The 14,663-nt window shown below is 65.2% G+C and carries 15 protein-coding genes and 1 tRNA gene; 13 read left to right on the top strand and 3 right to left on the bottom strand.

Annotated elements, in window-relative coordinates; genetic code table 11:
• Window positions 1-42 precede the first annotated feature (42 nt).
• Both LK540_RS01870 and LK540_RS01875 read left to right on the top strand, forming a co-directional pair.
• Window positions 43-447, top strand: coding sequence for a hypothetical protein (locus LK540_RS01870; RefSeq protein WP_229435329.1), 405 nt, complete (start codon window positions 43-45; stop codon window positions 445-447).
• Between the two features lie 13 nt (window positions 448-460).
• Window positions 461-661: a hypothetical protein gene (locus tag LK540_RS01875; RefSeq protein WP_229435330.1), complete on the top strand. Its 201-nt coding sequence runs from the start codon at window positions 461-463 to the stop codon at window positions 659-661.
• 13 nt (window positions 662-674) lie between these two features.
• On the opposite strand, the gene LK540_RS01880 is transcribed toward LK540_RS01875, so the two are convergent.
• Window positions 675-1,604, bottom strand: coding sequence for a GNAT family N-acetyltransferase (locus LK540_RS01880; protein ID WP_229435331.1), 930 nt, complete (start codon window positions 1,602-1,604; stop codon window positions 675-677).
• 331 nt (window positions 1,605-1,935) lie between these two features.
• On the opposite strand from LK540_RS01880, the gene LK540_RS01885 reads away from it, so the two are divergent.
• A complete protein-coding gene (locus tag LK540_RS01885) occupies window positions 1,936-2,748 on the top strand; it encodes a TorF family putative porin (RefSeq protein ID WP_229435332.1) in 813 nt (270 codons plus the stop codon).
• Between the two features lie 201 nt (window positions 2,749-2,949).
• On the opposite strand, the gene LK540_RS01890 is transcribed toward LK540_RS01885, so the two are convergent.
• Window positions 2,950-3,501, bottom strand: a complete 552-nt coding sequence (locus tag LK540_RS01890) for a hypothetical protein (RefSeq protein WP_229435333.1) — start codon at window positions 3,499-3,501, stop codon at window positions 2,950-2,952.
• A gap of 168 nt (window positions 3,502-3,669) precedes the next feature.
• Between LK540_RS01890 and LK540_RS01895 the strand changes: the two genes are divergently transcribed.
• From LK540_RS01895 to LK540_RS01925, 7 genes are all read left to right on the top strand, one after another.
• Window positions 3,670-3,754, top strand: a tRNA-Leu gene (locus tag LK540_RS01895).
• 111 nt (window positions 3,755-3,865) lie between these two features.
• Window positions 3,866-4,654, top strand: coding sequence for a hypothetical protein (locus LK540_RS01900; RefSeq protein ID WP_229435334.1), 789 nt, complete (start codon window positions 3,866-3,868; stop codon window positions 4,652-4,654).
• A gap of 51 nt (window positions 4,655-4,705) precedes the next feature.
• Window positions 4,706-6,958: a penicillin acylase family protein gene (locus LK540_RS01905; protein ID WP_229435335.1), complete on the top strand. Its 2,253-nt coding sequence runs from the start codon at window positions 4,706-4,708 to the stop codon at window positions 6,956-6,958.
• An 11-nt stretch (window positions 6,959-6,969) separates the two neighbouring features.
• Entirely contained in the window at window positions 6,970-7,527 is a 558-nt protein-coding gene (locus LK540_RS01910) for a sugar O-acetyltransferase (RefSeq protein WP_229435336.1), read from the top strand.
• Window positions 7,528-7,682: 155 nt separating this feature from the next.
• On the top strand, window positions 7,683-8,306 hold the full coding sequence (locus LK540_RS01915; protein WP_229435337.1) for a PEP-CTERM sorting domain-containing protein: 624 nt from the start codon (window positions 7,683-7,685) through the stop codon (window positions 8,304-8,306).
• A 108-nt stretch (window positions 8,307-8,414) separates the two neighbouring features.
• A complete protein-coding gene (locus LK540_RS01920) occupies window positions 8,415-8,966 on the top strand; it encodes a thymidine kinase (protein WP_229435338.1) in 552 nt (183 codons plus the stop codon).
• A gap of 17 nt (window positions 8,967-8,983) precedes the next feature.
• Window positions 8,984-9,544, top strand: a complete 561-nt coding sequence (locus LK540_RS01925; RefSeq protein WP_229435339.1) for a hypothetical protein — start codon at window positions 8,984-8,986, stop codon at window positions 9,542-9,544.
• Here LK540_RS01925 and LK540_RS01930 read toward each other — a convergent pair.
• Window positions 9,541-10,101 (bottom strand): cysteine hydrolase family protein, encoded by a 561-nt coding sequence (locus LK540_RS01930; RefSeq protein WP_229435340.1) that lies wholly within the window; start codon window positions 10,099-10,101, stop codon window positions 9,541-9,543. The genes LK540_RS01925 and LK540_RS01930 overlap by 4 nt on opposite strands.
• 296 nt (window positions 10,102-10,397) lie before the next feature.
• Here LK540_RS01930 and LK540_RS01935 point away from each other — a divergent pair, with 296 nt between their 5' ends.
• The 3 genes from LK540_RS01935 (at window position 10,398) to LK540_RS01945 (ending at window position 14,653) form a co-directional block, all read left to right on the top strand.
• Entirely contained in the window at window positions 10,398-12,635 is a 2,238-nt protein-coding gene (locus tag LK540_RS01935; RefSeq protein WP_229435341.1) for a carboxy terminal-processing peptidase, read from the top strand.
• 311 nt (window positions 12,636-12,946) lie between these two features.
• Window positions 12,947-13,297, top strand: a complete 351-nt coding sequence (locus tag LK540_RS01940; RefSeq protein ID WP_229435342.1) for a PEP-CTERM sorting domain-containing protein — start codon at window positions 12,947-12,949, stop codon at window positions 13,295-13,297.
• A gap of 153 nt (window positions 13,298-13,450) precedes the next feature.
• Window positions 13,451-14,653 carry an acyl-CoA dehydrogenase family protein gene (locus LK540_RS01945; RefSeq protein WP_229435343.1) on the top strand — a complete coding sequence of 401 codons (1,203 nt, stop codon included), beginning with the start codon at window positions 13,451-13,453 and terminating at the stop codon, window positions 14,651-14,653.
• Window positions 14,654-14,663 lie beyond the last annotated feature (10 nt).

The following is a 14,663-nucleotide window of genomic DNA, read 5'->3' on the forward strand; positions in this document are numbered from 1 at the left end:
GGGGTGCTATGCTGCATCCCATTCGATTTGGAGGAAACAAACATGGCCGTAGCCTGGCTGAAGGTGTTGAAGGCGGTTCCGTGGAGCGAGGTCATCGCTGCCGCGCCGCAAGTGGCGAACGGCGCCCGCAAGCTGTGGGACACGGTCGGGCGCAAGGGCGCGCCGCAAGCCGGCATCGATGACGCGGCAATGGCGCCCATGCCCAGGGGCGAGGATGGCATGGCCTTGCTGGCCGCGCACATCGAGCAGCAGGACGCCACCATCGCCCAGATGCATGGGCAATTGCGCGAAGCCTCGAAGCTGATCGCCGAGTTGGCCGACCAGAACGCCCAATTGATCGCGAGGATGGAAGCGGCGCGCGGCAGGATCCAGGTGGTGGGCCTGATCGCGGCAGGGGCGGGCGTGCTCGGCTTCGTGTCGCTGGCCCTGGTACTGGCGCGGACCTGAGGCGGCAAGGATCATGATGAAATTTGTCCTGCTACTGTTTTTCCTGTTCATTTTCGTGTCCATGCTGCTCAATTCCAGCCGCAAGCGCGGCATGCTGAGCAAGGACGCCGACAAGGCCGTCGCTGGCCTGGCGAACGCGATGCGCTGGTTCCTGTTCGGCTTGCTGGCCCTGGGCGCGGCGGTATGCGGCGTGCTGATCTACCAGGGCGCCTGATCCGGGCCGCCGTTCAGACCGTCAACGGGTCCGGGTGCAACAAGGAAGCCGGCGCCGGACGCACGCTCGCATCCATGCTGTCGAGTAGCCGGTGCAGTTCGTCGGCCGTGCGCCGGCGTCCCTGCGGTGGCCCGCGCCGGTAAAACACCTGGTCGCAGTCCTCGCCAGCGCCGCGCATGCCGAGCTCGGTAAATCCCATTTTTTCCAGGCCGCGCCGCGAGCGCAGGTTGTAGTCGAAGGCCTTGGCATAGCAGCCGCGTAGCCCGTAGGCGCGTTGGCCCAGGTCCAGCAAGAGCCCACCGGCACGCGGGCCGAAGCCCTGGCCCTGGAAATCCTTCCCCAGCCAGTAATAGAAGAAGCCGAGGCCGCGGTGCAGCGTCAGGCTGACGCAGCCGATGAATCCCCATCCATCGTGCAGCACCGCGTACAGCAGGCGCCGGCCTTCGCGCCAGAGCCCGGCCAGCCAGCGGTGCCAGTCGAGCGCGTCGGCAAATACCGGCAGGCAGCACAGTTCGGCAATGGAAGGATCGCCGTATTGCCAGGCGAAATCGCGCGCGTGATGGTGGGCCAGCGGCTCGAGCGTGAGCGCGCCGCCGCGAGCGGAAGGAGGGAAGTGCCGGCGCCAGGCCAGCCAGGCGCGCAGTTCCGCAACGAGTTCGGCATGCCGGGGCTGCTCCCGCGCCAGCGCGCGCGCCAGTGCCAGCGCTTCGCCGCCCTTGCCGAGTGCGCGGCAGGCGTCGACCAGGTGCAGCGTGTCGTCTGTGTCGAGGTCGTTGCTGGCGGCCAGGCGCATGCCGGCGGCATGCACCAGCGGCCATGCGCCCCAGGCAGCGGCGTGGCCGAACAGGCTGCGCACGGTATCCTGCGGCAGGGCGCTTCCCTGGTCGCGCCAGATCCTGTGCAGCTCGGCAAGCCGGGCGTGGCGGTCGACAGGATGCAGCATGCCGTCTCCGCGTCACGAGTGATGGAAAAACCATCGTAGCGCCGTGGTACAGGCTTGCGGGTGGCGCGCCGTTTCTGCCTGCCGCTTCCTTGCGCTGGCGCAGACCGGGCGATGCGGCGCCGAGACATTCCCAACCACGATTGTCATCCCTGCATGCCAGCCTGGACACGGTGTTGCGCGGATCACGCAGTCGGCGAAAAAAGCGATGTTCATCCTGGCATCAAATCGCTGTGTGCGCGAAAAACCCCTCTAGAATTCCTTCATTCCATTGCCGCACGGCATTATCCAGAGCCTGTCGCGGCGCCAGCGTCCACCTTTTGCCCTCAACAGAATGACCTACTGCGCTCCGCGGCTGCTGCCGCTCGTCTGTCTTGTGCTGTTCTCGATGCAGGTTTCCGCCCACGCCTCGGCGCCAGGCCCGTTCGAGCCGGTTTTCGCCGCTGCGGACGAGGCCGCGTTCACGGCGAATGCCGGCGTCGCCAGCCAGTACGTGTGGCGCGGTCTGCGCCAGACCGATGGCAAGCCCGCCGCCCAGGCCGGCATCGACGTCGTGCACCCGGGCGGCTGGTCGGCCGGCACCCGCGTGGTGAACGTGGGCGACCGCATCATCGCCAGGGGCTCGGTCGAGTGGGACCTGTATGGCGGCTACAGCGGCAAGGTCGGCGACGTCGGCTATAGCCTGATGGGCCATTACGCCAGGTATCCGGGCGCCGGGCGCGGGCCGAACGGCGGGCGCTTCGACTATGGCGAGGTTTCGGCCGGCGTCAGCTACAAGGCGCTGTACGCCAAGTACAACTACACCGTCACCCGCAATTTCTTCGGTATCGCGAATGCGCGCGGCACCGGCTACCTGGATGGCGGCGCGAATCTCGACCTGGGCGCGGCCACCACGCTGAACCTGCACGCCGGCGAGGGCCGGGTGGCCGGAGCCGGCAACGATTACTGGAACTGGCGCGACGTGAAGGTCGGCCTGACGCACCGCCTGAACGGCGGCTGGAAGGTGGCCGGCGCTTATACCCGCGCTTTCGGCGCGACCCATGCCTACGATCCCGGCACGAGCGGGGTGCCGAGCCGGAGCGAGCGCATCGGCTATACCGATCCGGGCAAGAATACGCTGGTGGTGTCCCTGAGCAAGACCTTCTGACGTGTCGCTGCCGGGCTTTAAGACATTTCCTGAAGTCTGTGCGAATCCGCCTACGTCAAGACAGGGAGAGTTTTCCCGGTGTGGCCCTTGTATGCCGGCCACACGCCCTTATCATAAGCAATGTCTCCAACTCAGACCAACTGAGCGTTTGCCGCCGCCGCACCCGATGCGACGGCGGCATTTTTTTGTCCGCGATGCGCTTTATTTCGCTGCCACCTCCTTGCCCGGAACGTACTTGAACCCGACCGCAACGACGTCGCCCAGCGCCACGTTCCTGTCCAGGGCCAGGGCCACGTACCCGGCATCGTCGCCGCCGTAGGCGATGGGCACGCTCGAGCGGCCGATTTCCCGGCCCAGCGCATCGTAGGCGAACATGCGCAGGCTGCCTTCGGCCCGGGTGCTGGCGATCACATAGGCCAGCAGGCCATGCGCCGCACCATCGCCGGCTTCGGTCCCATCCTGGACCCGGGAGACGGCCAGGCCGGCCTTTGCCAGCGATGGGTCAATGTTCAGTTTGCGGCCCACTTTCAGGGCGCCGCGCTCGACGCCATTGACCACGGTGCCGACGCCGGAAGCGATCGACTCGGCCGCCTTGCCGCCCCTGTCGGTCAATGCGTTGCCGATGCCGGTCACCATGTCGATTTTCTCGCCCGCCATGTCGGCGCCTTTTTCCTCGGCGCTTTTCGGCGAGCATGCGCACAGGGCGGCCGCCACCAGGCAAGCGGCGCCGCATCGAATCAGGGAAACGTCCATTCCTGCCACCTCCAAAGCTGAGCAAAACGCCAGCATCGCATGCATGCCTGGCGGCAATTTTGTTCGAGAATAAACCGCCGGGGAGGAGCCGGGCACTGCCGCCGCAAGCTTGTCAGTGGCTCAACAACTAACACTGAAGTTGCCGCACGGTGTACAATCCCCGCCGGCGCGGGCATGGCGGAACTGGTAGACGCATCAGACTTAAAATCTGCCGCCGTGAGGCGTGCCGGTTCGATTCCGGCTGCCCGCACCACCTTCTTCGCATCCACTGCAAAATCGGCCAGCCATCTTTGGCTCAGCCATCGAATGGTCTAGAATGCTTCCCGGCGCCATGACGGCGCACCAAGAAGCCTAGGACCATACATTGAACATCACCATCAACGACGAGCTGCGTGCCTTCGTCGACCCGCTGACCGATATCGAATACGCCGCACTGGAGCGCAGCCTGCTTGCCGAAGGCTGCCGCGACGCGCTGGTGCTGTGGGGCGACGTCCTCATCGACGGCCATAACCGCTACGAAATCTGCCGCAAGCACAATATCGACTTCCGTACCGTCCAGAACAACAGTTTCGCCTCCATCGAGGACGTGATGCTGTGGATGATCGACAACCACCTGGCGCGCCGCAGCGTGTCGGACTTCCAGCGCGGCCTGCTGGCCCTGCGCAAGAAGGAAATCGTCAGCGCCCGCATGGCCCAGCGCATGGCCGAGGAGCCGCCCGAGCCCAGCCCCGACGACATGGATTCGCGCCCGCCGCCACCCTGGAACACGCGCGAAGACGTAGCCAAGGCGGCGCGCGTGTCGAGCAACACCATCAGTCAGATCGAACGCATCCAGAAGGCGGCCGCGCCCCAGCTGGTGGAAGCCGTGCGCGCCGGCACCATCTCGATCAATGCCGCCGCGAACGTGGCGCAATTGCCGCCGGAAGCGCAGATCGCGGCCGTGGCCGGCGGACGCAAGGAACTGCAGCAGGCCGCGCGCCAGGTGCGCGAGCAGAAGCAGGCCACCAAGCCGAAGAAGACCGGCCCGGACGGCGAGCCGGTCGATGAAAAGGCCGCATTAAAGGCCGAGATCGCCGCGCTGAAGGACCGCATGGCGACCTTGCTGACCGAAAACGAGATCCTCAAGCAGAAGCTGGCCAACGCCGGACTGTAGCGAACCAGGCTGCCCGTCAGCCGGCATACCGATAACAACAAGGAGACCCGCATGATCCCGTCGCGCCGCTTTGCCCCGACCCTTGCCCTCGCTGCCTGCATGGCCGCCTTTGCCGGCGCTGCGCCGGCCGTCCATGCCGCGCCCGCCGCGGTAGTCAAGCAGAAGGCCGGCCACGCCGAGCTGGCGCGCTGGCAGGACACGGCGCAACGCGTGACGATCATGCGCGACAAGTGGGGTATTCCCCACGTGTTCGGCAAGAGCGACGCCGATGCGGTGTTCGGGATGATCTATGCCCAGGCCGAGGACGACTTCAACCGCGTCGAGCTGAACTACATCAATTCGATGGGGCGCCTGGCCGAGGTCGAGGGCGAGAAGGAAATCTGGCGCGACCTGCGCATGAAGCTCTACATCCAGCCCGCCGACATGCAGGCCAAGTTCGCGGCCAGCCCGGCCTGGCTGCAGGAATTGATGAGCGCCTGGGCCGACGGCCTGAATTTTTACCTGCACACGCATCCTGAAGTGAAGCCGAAGCTGATTACCCGCTTCGAGCCCTGGATGGCGCTGTCGTTCAGCGAAGGCAGCATCGGCGGCGACATCGAGTCGATCGAACTGAAGGACCTGGAAGCCTTCTACGGCAAGCGGCAGCCCGCCACGGCAGGCAAGGTGGCGAACCAGGTGGCGGACAACACCAACAGCCTCGACGCCGAACCGCGCGGCTCGAACGGCTTCGCCATCGCACCGAAACGCACCCAGGCCGGTCATCCGCTCCTGATGATCAACCCCCATACATCGTTCTACTTCCGTCCGGAAGTGCACATGGTCAGCGAAGAAGGCCTGAACGCCTACGGCGCCGTGACCTGGGGCCAGTTCTTCATCTACCAGGGCTTCAACGAGCGCGCCGGCTGGATGCACACTTCGGGCGGCGGCGACGTCATCGACGAGTACCTGGAAACCGTGACCGAGCGCGGCGGCAAGTTCTACTACCGTTACGGGCAGGAAGAACGCGCCCTGCGCGTGGTGCCGATCACACTGCCGTACAAGGCGGCGGACGGCAAGCTGGCCAGCCGCACGGTGACGGCCTACTTCAGCCACCACGGCCCGATCGTGCGCGCCGAGAACGGCAAGTGGGTGGCCGTGAAAATGATGGACGAGCCAATCAAGGCGCTGACCCAATCCTATTCGCGCACCAAGGCCAGGAACTACGAGGCCTTCTACCAGGCCATGCAGCTGCGCACGAATTCCTCGAACAACACCGTGTACGCCGACGCCGATGGGAATATCGCCTATTTCCACGGCAATTTCATTCCGAAGCGCGACACCCGCTTCGACTGGAGCAAGCCGGTCGATGGCAGCAACCCCGCTACCGAATGGCAGGGCCTGCATGAGATCAAGGACACGATCACGCTGTTCAACCCGGCCAGCGGCTACATCAGCAACACCAACAACTGGCCGTTCAGCGCCTCGGGCGCCAACAGTCCGAAGCAGGCCGACTACCCGGCCTACATGTGGTCGCTGCCGGAAAACGCGCGCGGCATCCACGCCGAACGCGTGCTGCGCGACGCGAAAGACCTAACGCTCGACAGCCTGATCGCCGCCTCCTACGACAGCTACCTGACGGCTTTCGAGCCGCTGGTGCCGCAGCTGCTGCGGGACTACGAAGCCTTGCCGGCGGCCGACGCGCGCAAGGCGGCCCTGAAGGACCAGGTCGCTGCGCTGCGCGGCTGGAACCTGCGCTTCGGCGCCGACTCGGTGCCGACCTCGCTCGCCGTGTATTGGGGCCAGGAAATGGTGGCTGCGGCGGCGCCGAAGGCACGCGCCGCCGGCCTGCCGTCGGTCGACTACATCACCACGCGCCTGGATGCGCAGGAGCGGCTCGATGCCTTGACGCGCGCCAGCGACAAACTCGCGCGCGACTTCGGCACCTGGCAAACCCCTTGGGGCGAGATCAACCGTTTCCAGCGCATCAGCGGCGACGTCGACCAGCAGTACGACGACAGCAAGCCGAGCTACCCGGTGGCGTTCACCTCGGCGCACTGGGGCTCGCTGGCCTCGTTCGGCATGGTGGCCAAGCAAAAGACCAAGCGCATCTACGGCGACCGCGGCAACAGTTTCGTCGCTGCCGTCGAGTTCGGTCCGCGCGTGCGCGCGAAGAGCATCCTGGCCGGCGGCCAGAGCGGCAACCCGGCCTCGAAGCACTTCGCCGACCAGGCGGAGATGTATGCCCGCGGCGAGTTCAAGGACGTGCTCTTCTACAAGGAAGACATCCGCAAAGCGCTGGAACGCCAGTACCATCCAGGCCAATAAGGAGAGCGGCCATGACACGCAGCGACAAGGAAAAGATGCTGGCCGGCGAGCTGTACCACCCGAGCGCGCCCGAGCTGCAAGTGGAACTGGCCGCCTGCGCGGCCTGGCTGGCGCGCTACAACGCGGCCATGGGCGAGCCGGCCGACACCTGGCACGCGCTGCTGCGCGAACGCGCGGGATCGGTAGGCGAGGGCGCCATGCTGCGCCCGCCGTTCTACTGCGACTACGGCTTCAACCTGCACCTCGGCAAGCACGTCTTTTTGAACTACAACTGCGTGATCCTGGACACCGCGCGCGTGACGATCGGCGACGACACCCGCATCGGCCCAGCGGTGCAGATCTACACCGCCGACCACCCGCGCGACCCGGCGCTCCGGCGCAGCGGGCTGGAGTGCGGCAAGCCGGTGACGATCGGGGCGAACGTCTGGATCGGCGGCGGCGCCATCGTCCTGCCGGGCGTGACCATCGGCGACGATGCCATCGTCGGCGCGGGCAGCGTGGTCAGCCGCGACGTGCCGCGGGGCGCCACGGTGGTCGGCAACCCGGCCCGCATTGTGTCGAAAAGCTAACGCTCTCATGCGCGGGATCGCTGTCCAGCCCGCGCTACTTCTGAGGCAGCGCAAAGTGTCATTCATTCAAGATTAATCGGATTGCAACATCCTGCGGAACGCGGTGTACTCGACTCTGGCAGAAGCCGAATCCACCGAACCCAAGGAGTGCAATCATGCAAAGCAAGCCCTTCGCCTTGAAAAGCCTGGTCGCCGCCATGCTCTTGTGTGGCGCTGTCAGCGCCAGCGCCCAGATCACGGTCTACACCGACCGCAACGCCTTCCTTGCCGCCGTCGGCGGCTACGGGGTCGACACCTACGACGACCTCGACATCGACCTCTACGACAGCCCGTTCGCCCGCAGCGCCGGCGCCTACAGCTACACCGCCACCGCCCCCGGCGGCCTGTACGGCGCGGGCAGCGGCAGCGACGGCTGGCTGTCGACCAACGTCGACGGCGACGGCATCGTGTTCTCGGATTTCGCCCCCGGCGTGACCGGCTTCGGCGGCTATTTCTTCGGCTCCGACGTGCTCGGCAGCTTCCTGCCCGGCGGCACCCTGCAGTTCACCGCCACCGGCGGCGGCACCCTGAACTACACCCTGAGCAACGCCACCACCTCGAGCTTCCTCGGCTTCGTCTCCAGCTCGCCGCTGAGCTCGGTGACCATGACCAGCGGCGGCGACTACTGGGTGACCGCCAACGACGTCACCCTGGCCATGCCGGTGCCCGAGCCGGAAACCTACGCCATGATGCTGATGGGGCTGGGCTTGGTCGGCTGGATGCGCCGCCGCCGCGGCTAAGCAAGTTCCTGCATGCCGGCCTGTGGCCGGGCAGCCGTCGCTCTGGCCCCGGCTGCCTGTCCACGCTATAATTCGCGCCATTTCGAATCCGGCAAGCAGGGCAGGGCAGTGGCAAAACTCTATTTCAGGTACTCGGCGATGAACGCCGGCAAATCGACTGCCTTGCTGCAGGTGGCGCACAACTACGAGGAGCAGGGCCAGCAGGTCAAGCTCTACACCGCCGCCATCGACGACCGCTACGGCGTTGGCCTGATCACTTCGCGCCTGGGCCCGCAGCGCCAGGTTGGCCTGTTCGATGCCGGCACCGATTTTCTCGCCGATGCGCCGCGCGTGGCCTGCGTGCTGGTCGACGAGGCCCAGTTCCTCACGACCGCCCAGGTGCAGCAATTGCACCAGCTGGCCCAGGTACGCGGCGTGCCCGTCATCTGCTACGGCCTGCGCAGCGATTTCCGCGGCGAACCCTTCCCCGGTTCGGCTTACCTGCTGGCCCTGGCCGACGACATCGAGGAAATCAAGAACATCTGCACCTGCGGCAAGAAGGCGACCATGAACATCCGCGTCGACGAAGAGGGACGCCGCATCCGTGAAGGCGAGCAGGTCAGCATCGGCGGCAACGAAAGCTACCGCCAGGCCTGCGGGCGCTGCTTCTACAGCAACTAAGCCCGGCCGCCTGCCGCATGGACCTGCCTGCCGCCTGTGGGAGCATTGCCCCGGTCTTCCTGTGCACCCATGCCGACATCCTGGTCTACCTGCTGCCCTCGCTGGCGCTGGCTTTCCTGTTCTGGATGCTCTCCAGCGCCCATCCGGGCTTCTTCGTCCTCACCGCGGCCGGCACCCTGTGCCACGAGCTGGCGCACTTCGGCGTTGGCCTCCTGACCAATGCCGAGCCGGTGGGGCTGAACCTGGTTCCGCGCCGCAAGGGGAAAGTCTGGGAGCTCGGTTCCGTCACCTTTGCCAACCTGCGCTGGTACAACGCCGCCCCGGCCGCGCTGGCGCCGCTGTTGGTGCTGCTGGTGCCGCTGCTGGTGGCGGCCTGGCGCACCCGGCCCGGCTGGCATTTCGAACCGCTCGACCTGCTGCTGGCCGTGTTCCTGGCGCCGCAATACCTGTCGTTCTGGCCATCCCCGGTGGACTGGAAACTGGCGGCGCGCTCCTGGCCCTGGCTGGTGCTGGGCGCGCTGGCGCTGGCCGCCTGGATCTGGCGCGCGCACCTGCCCGGACTTCTGCCAGCGCTCTAGTCGCGCATCAGCTCGTCCAGCACGGCGTCGGTCGCGACGACCCGCGCATACTCGCCGTCCAGGTTCGCCAGCGCCATCAGGTGCACTTCCTCGGCGCTGCGCAAGCTGCCGCCATAGTCGCGCTTCTCGAAGGCGAAGCAGGCGTCGGCTGCGACCGTGGCCAGGAAGCCCAGGTTGCCGGCGCTGCGTGCGCTGGCCTCGACCGAATTGTTGGTGCTGACGCCGGCAAGCACGAGCCGGCGGATGCCGCGCACGTGCAGCCAGCGTTCCAGGCCCGTGTTGACGAAGGCATCCGGCACATTCTTTTCGACCACGTGTTCGTGCGCCAGCGGCTGCAGGGCGGCCTGGAAAGCGGCGCCCGCTTGTCCCGGCGCGAACACCGAATCGGGCGAGCGGCTGATGTGGCGCACCGCGATCACCGGCTGGCCGGCCCCGCGCCAGGCCTGCAGCAGGCGCGCGATATTCTCCTCGGCTGCCGGATTGTTGCGCGGCGGCAGGGCAGGGCTGCGCATACCTTCCTGCATGTCGATGATGATGAGGGCAATCGGTGCGTGCATGGATTAATCGGCCCTGGGCATGGTGCGTGCGGTTCCTCGATTGCGATCGGGGTACTTGAGATTCTGCGGCCCAGCCCGACATGCAAGCGGCGGCGCGCAGCATTTACCCCTGTTTCAATTTGTAAAAAATTGATCATACCCGCTTAAGGCGACCTTAAGCTGGTCCGCTCATCCTCGACAAGCCAACTCTGCGCGCTTGCGCTATCCTGTAGAATGGTCCGCGCGGCCGGGATAAGCCTTGCACAGGTTTGCGGCGCGCTGGCAGACACCCAAGTACACGTTCGGAGAACGCATAAATGAAGAAGCAGATGTTGATGGTTGCGCTGGCCTTTGCCATGTCGACGCATGCAGTGACCGCACAGCCCGAAAAGGCCGTCGCCGTCCAGATGAAGCCGGTCGAGGCCCAGGCCCAGGCTGCCCTGTGGGCCTCGCGCGTCCTGGCACGCTACCACTACAAGGCGATGCCGCTGGACGATGCGATGTCGGAGAAGATCTTCGACAACTACTTCGAAGCGCTCGACGGCGAAAAACTCTACTTCACCCAGGTCGACCTCGACCGCTATGCGCCGCTGCGCACCAGGCTCGACGATGCGATCAACAACGAAGACCTGAGCCAGCCCTTCGCCATCTACAATCTCTACCAGCAGCGTTTCGCCGACCGCATGACCTACGCGCGCAGCCTGCTCAAGACGAAGTTCGATTTCACCGCCGACGAGACCCTGCAGCTCGACCGCGAAAAAGCCCCGTGGGCGAAGAACGAAGACGAAGTGCGCGAGCTGTGGCGCAAACGCGTCAAGAACGACTGGCTGCGCCTGAAACTCGCCGGCAAGGACGACAAGGGCATCCGCGAAACGCTCGACAAGCGCTATGCCAACTACGTGGCGCGCATGAAAAAGCTGAACAACGAAGACGTGTTCCAGATGTTCATGAACGCGTATGCCACCGCCATCGAGCCGCACACCAATTACCTTGGCCCGCGCTCGGCCGACAACTTCGACATTTCCATGCGCCTGTCGCTGGAAGGCATCGGCGCCGTGCTGCAGACGCGCGACGACTACACCATCATCCGCGAAATCGTGCCCGGCAGCCCGGCCGATAAATCCGGCAAGCTGAAGGTCGGCGACCGCGTGGTCGGCGTGGCCCAGGGCAATGGTGCATTCACCGACGTGCTCGGCTGGCGCATCGACGACGTGGTGCAACTGATCCGCGGCGAGAAGGGCTCGACCGTGCGCCTCGACGTGATCCCGGCCGACGCCGGCGTCGACGCCAAGCACATCACCGTGGCCATGGTGCGCAAGAAGATCAGCATGGAAGAGCAGGCCGCCAAGAAGTCGATCATCGAGGTCAAGGAAAACGGCGTCAACCGCCGCATCGGCGTGATCTCGCTGCCGACCTTCTACCAGGACTTCGAGGCGCGCCGCAAGGGCGACAAGGACTTCAAGAGCGCCACCCGCGACGTCGAGCGCATCCTGGGCGAACTGAAGAAAGACCGCGTCGACAACGTCCTGATCGATTTGCGCAACAACGGCGGCGGCTCGCTGGTGGAAGCGGTGGAACTGACCGGCCTGTTCATCGACAAGGGTCCGGTGGTGCAGCAGCGCACGGCCGAAGGCCGCATCGAGGTCGAGGGCGACGTCAAGCCCGGCCTGGCCTGGGATGGCCCGATGGGTGTGCTGATCAACCGCGGCTCGGCCTCGGCCTCGGAAATCTTTGCCGCCGCCATCCAGGACTACGGCCGCGGCCTGGTGATCGGCGAACCGAGCTTCGGCAAGGGCACGGTCCAGACCCTGCTCGACCTCGACCGCTTCTCGCAGTCCGACAAGGTGCGCTACGGCGAACTGAAGATGACCATCGCCCAGTTCTTCCGCATCAACGGCGGCACCACCCAGCTGCGCGGCGTGACGCCGGACATCAAGCTGCCGGTGCTGTCGGATACCGAGCACTTCGGCGAGTCCTCGTTCGGCAATGCGCTGCCCTGGGTGTCGATCAAGCCGGCGACCTATGTCCCGCTGGGTAACCTGAAGGAACTGGTCGACCCCTTGCAGAAACGCCACGAGGCACGTATCGCGAAGGACAAGGACTTCGCCGACCTGCGCGAGGACATGGCGGAAGTCATGAAGATCCGCAAGGAAAACGCGATCTCGCTGAACGAAGCCGTGCGCCGCAAGGAGCGCGATGCCCAGGACGCCCGTTCCAAGGCCCGCGAAGCGCGCCTGGCCGCAGGCAAGGATGCAACGGCCGACGAGCCGGCGGCAGCGCCGGGCGGCAAGGAAGCGCGCAGCAAGGTGCCGACGCCGACGAAACCGGCCAAGACCGTGGTTGCCGCACGCAACACGCCGCAGCAGGACGATGGCCTGCAGGGCGACGAGCGCGCACTGTCGGCCGAGCTGGCGGCGGAAAAGGCGGCCAAAGACGCGAAGGACGTGCTGCTCCAGGAAGCCGCCCACATCCTGGCCGACGAAGCCGGCATGCTCAAGACCGACACCCGCATGGCGTCGCGCGTCATGCCGTACATGGCGCCAGTCAAGCCGTAAGTAGGGGCGCCGCGGTCCAGCGCTTCCTGGAATATCCAAAGCCGCACCGGAGCGATCCGGGGCGGCTTTCTTGTTTCTGCCAAATGATAAAACCCGGAAATACTGATTAATAAAGAATCAATCTTTAGGCGTATTTATGTGAGGTAGCGCACATTCCAAAAGGAAAGAAATTCCAAAAGGAAAAGAAAATTAGTCATTTTCATTTCCGTTTGGAATGAATTCAATCGAAACAAGCCCTTTTTATGGTTGTGATAGCATGATCTTGCTGTTGTAATATTTATCACAGTCACTCTCAATAAGAAGGAGCAACCATGCAAGTTCGTCACCTCGTCATTGCCGCCCTGCTCGTCACCGCCGGTGCAGCACAAGCACAAACCGCCCGTCACCCAGGCACCCTGACCGGCTGGGCTGTCACCGGCGGCGCCGTTGCCGCTTCGTCCGCCGTTGCCGCACCAAGCGTCACCGCACCAAGCGTTGCTGTCGAATCGCCAGCGCCAGCCGTGATCGCTCCGGTCGCAGCCGAGCCAGTCCAGGTGCCGGTTGCTGCCGATCCGGTCGTTACCGCACCGGCTGCCGCCGAAGTGCCGGAGCCATCGAGCATTGCTCTGCTGCTGGCAGGCGCAATGGGTGTTGGCGCACTGCGTCGCCGCCGCGCGAAGTAAGCCGGCGAAGTAATCCCGGTCTACTGCAACAGCAAAAAGGGCGTTCCCCACCGGGAGCGCCCTTTTGTTATTTAAGTCGCCAGCGTTTCAGGTACAATCCTCGGTGAACGGTCGTGCTTTTTTGCGTCCGCGCGACAATAACAAGGAGACAGAATGGACCTGAATTACTCTGACGAAGAGCTGGCCTTCCGCAGCGAAGTACGGGCCTTCCTGGCCGCGAACCTGCCGCCGGACCTGCAGCACAAGGTGCGCAGCCACTTGCGCCTGAGCAAGGAAGACAGCGTACGCTGGCACAAGATCCTGGCCGCGCAAGGCTGGGTGGCGCCGGGCTGGCCGGTCGAGTTCGGCGGCCCCGGCTGGACCCCGGCCCAGCGCCATATCTTCGAGGAAGAATGCGCCCGCGCCGGCACGCCGCAGATCATGCCCTTCGGCGTAAACATGGTGGCGCCGGTGATCATGGCCTTCGGTAGCCCGGAACAGAAGGCCTACTACCTGCCGCGCATCCTGTCCTGCGAGGACTGGTGGTGCCAGGGCTATTCCGAGCCCGGCGCCGGCTCCGACCTGGCTTCGCTCAAGACCACGGCCGTGCGCGGCATCGACGCCGAGGGCGAGCACTACATCGTGAATGGCCAGAAGACCTGGACCACGCTGGCCCAGCACGCCGACATGATCTTTTGCCTGGTGCGCACCGACACCGGCGTGCGCAAGCAGGAGGGCATTTCCTTCCTGCTGATCGACATGCACAGCCCCGGCATCACCGTGCGCCCGATCATCATGCTCGACGAAGACCACGAAGTGAACGAAGTCTTCTTCGACAACGTGCGCGTGCCCGCCGCCAACCTGGTGGGCCAGGAAAACCGCGGCTGGACCTATGCCAAGTATCTGCTCGGCCACGAGCGCACCGGGATTGCCGCCGTCGGCCGCTCGAAGCGCGAACTCGCTTTCCTGAAGGGCCTGGCCAGACGCGAAAGCAGGAACGGCAAGCCGCTGATCGAGGACCCGCTGTTCGCCGCCAAGGTCGCCAGCCTGGAAATCGAGCTGATGGCGCTCGAGATGACCGTGCTGCGCGTGCTGGCGAAAGCCGACAAGGCGCCGGGACCGGAAGCCTCGGTACTGAAGGTGCGCGGCACCGAGATCCAGCAGATGCTGACCGAACTGATGGTCGAAGCCGTGGGTCCGATGGCCTTGCCCTTCGACCCGGCCTACCTCGACGGTGCGAACGAGCACAGCGTGTTCGACGACGACGACGCGGCGCCGCTGGCCTCGTACTACTTCAACTACCGCAAGACTTCGATCTACGGCGGGTCGAACGAAATCCAACGCAACATCATCACCCAGATGATCCTGGGTCTGTAAGGAGAGAGGA

It is taken from the genome of Massilia sp. IC2-278 (genome assembly GCF_020708045.1).
GTDB lineage: Bacteria > Pseudomonadota > Gammaproteobacteria > Burkholderiales > Burkholderiaceae_D > Telluria.

Excerpts from the sequence above, each read along its gene's own strand:
- LK540_RS01930 (WP_229435340.1), bottom strand. The coding sequence starts at position 10,101 with ATGCACGCACCGATTGCCCTCATCATCATCGACATGCAGGAAGGTATG.
- LK540_RS01885 (WP_229435332.1), top strand. The coding sequence starts at position 1,936 with ATGACCTACTGCGCTCCGCGGCTGCTGCCGCTCGTCTGTCTTGTGCTG.
- LK540_RS01890 (WP_229435333.1), bottom strand. The coding sequence starts at position 3,501 with ATGGACGTTTCCCTGATTCGATGCGGCGCCGCTTGCCTGGTGGCGGCC.
- LK540_RS01905 (WP_229435335.1), top strand. The coding sequence starts at position 4,706 with ATGATCCCGTCGCGCCGCTTTGCCCCGACCCTTGCCCTCGCTGCCTGC.
- LK540_RS01945 (WP_229435343.1), top strand. The coding sequence starts at position 13,451 with ATGGACCTGAATTACTCTGACGAAGAGCTGGCCTTCCGCAGCGAAGTA.
- LK540_RS01880 (WP_229435331.1), bottom strand. The coding sequence starts at position 1,604 with ATGCTGCATCCTGTCGACCGCCACGCCCGGCTTGCCGAGCTGCACAGG.
- LK540_RS01915 (WP_229435337.1), top strand. The coding sequence starts at position 7,683 with ATGCAAAGCAAGCCCTTCGCCTTGAAAAGCCTGGTCGCCGCCATGCTC.
- LK540_RS01940 (WP_229435342.1), top strand. The coding sequence starts at position 12,947 with ATGCAAGTTCGTCACCTCGTCATTGCCGCCCTGCTCGTCACCGCCGGT.
- LK540_RS01910 (WP_229435336.1), top strand. The coding sequence starts at position 6,970 with ATGACACGCAGCGACAAGGAAAAGATGCTGGCCGGCGAGCTGTACCAC.
- LK540_RS01935 (WP_229435341.1), top strand. The coding sequence starts at position 10,398 with ATGAAGAAGCAGATGTTGATGGTTGCGCTGGCCTTTGCCATGTCGACG.
- LK540_RS01870 (WP_229435329.1), top strand. The coding sequence starts at position 43 with ATGGCCGTAGCCTGGCTGAAGGTGTTGAAGGCGGTTCCGTGGAGCGAG.
- LK540_RS01875 (WP_229435330.1), top strand. The coding sequence starts at position 461 with ATGATGAAATTTGTCCTGCTACTGTTTTTCCTGTTCATTTTCGTGTCC.
- LK540_RS01925 (WP_229435339.1), top strand. The coding sequence starts at position 8,984 with ATGGACCTGCCTGCCGCCTGTGGGAGCATTGCCCCGGTCTTCCTGTGC.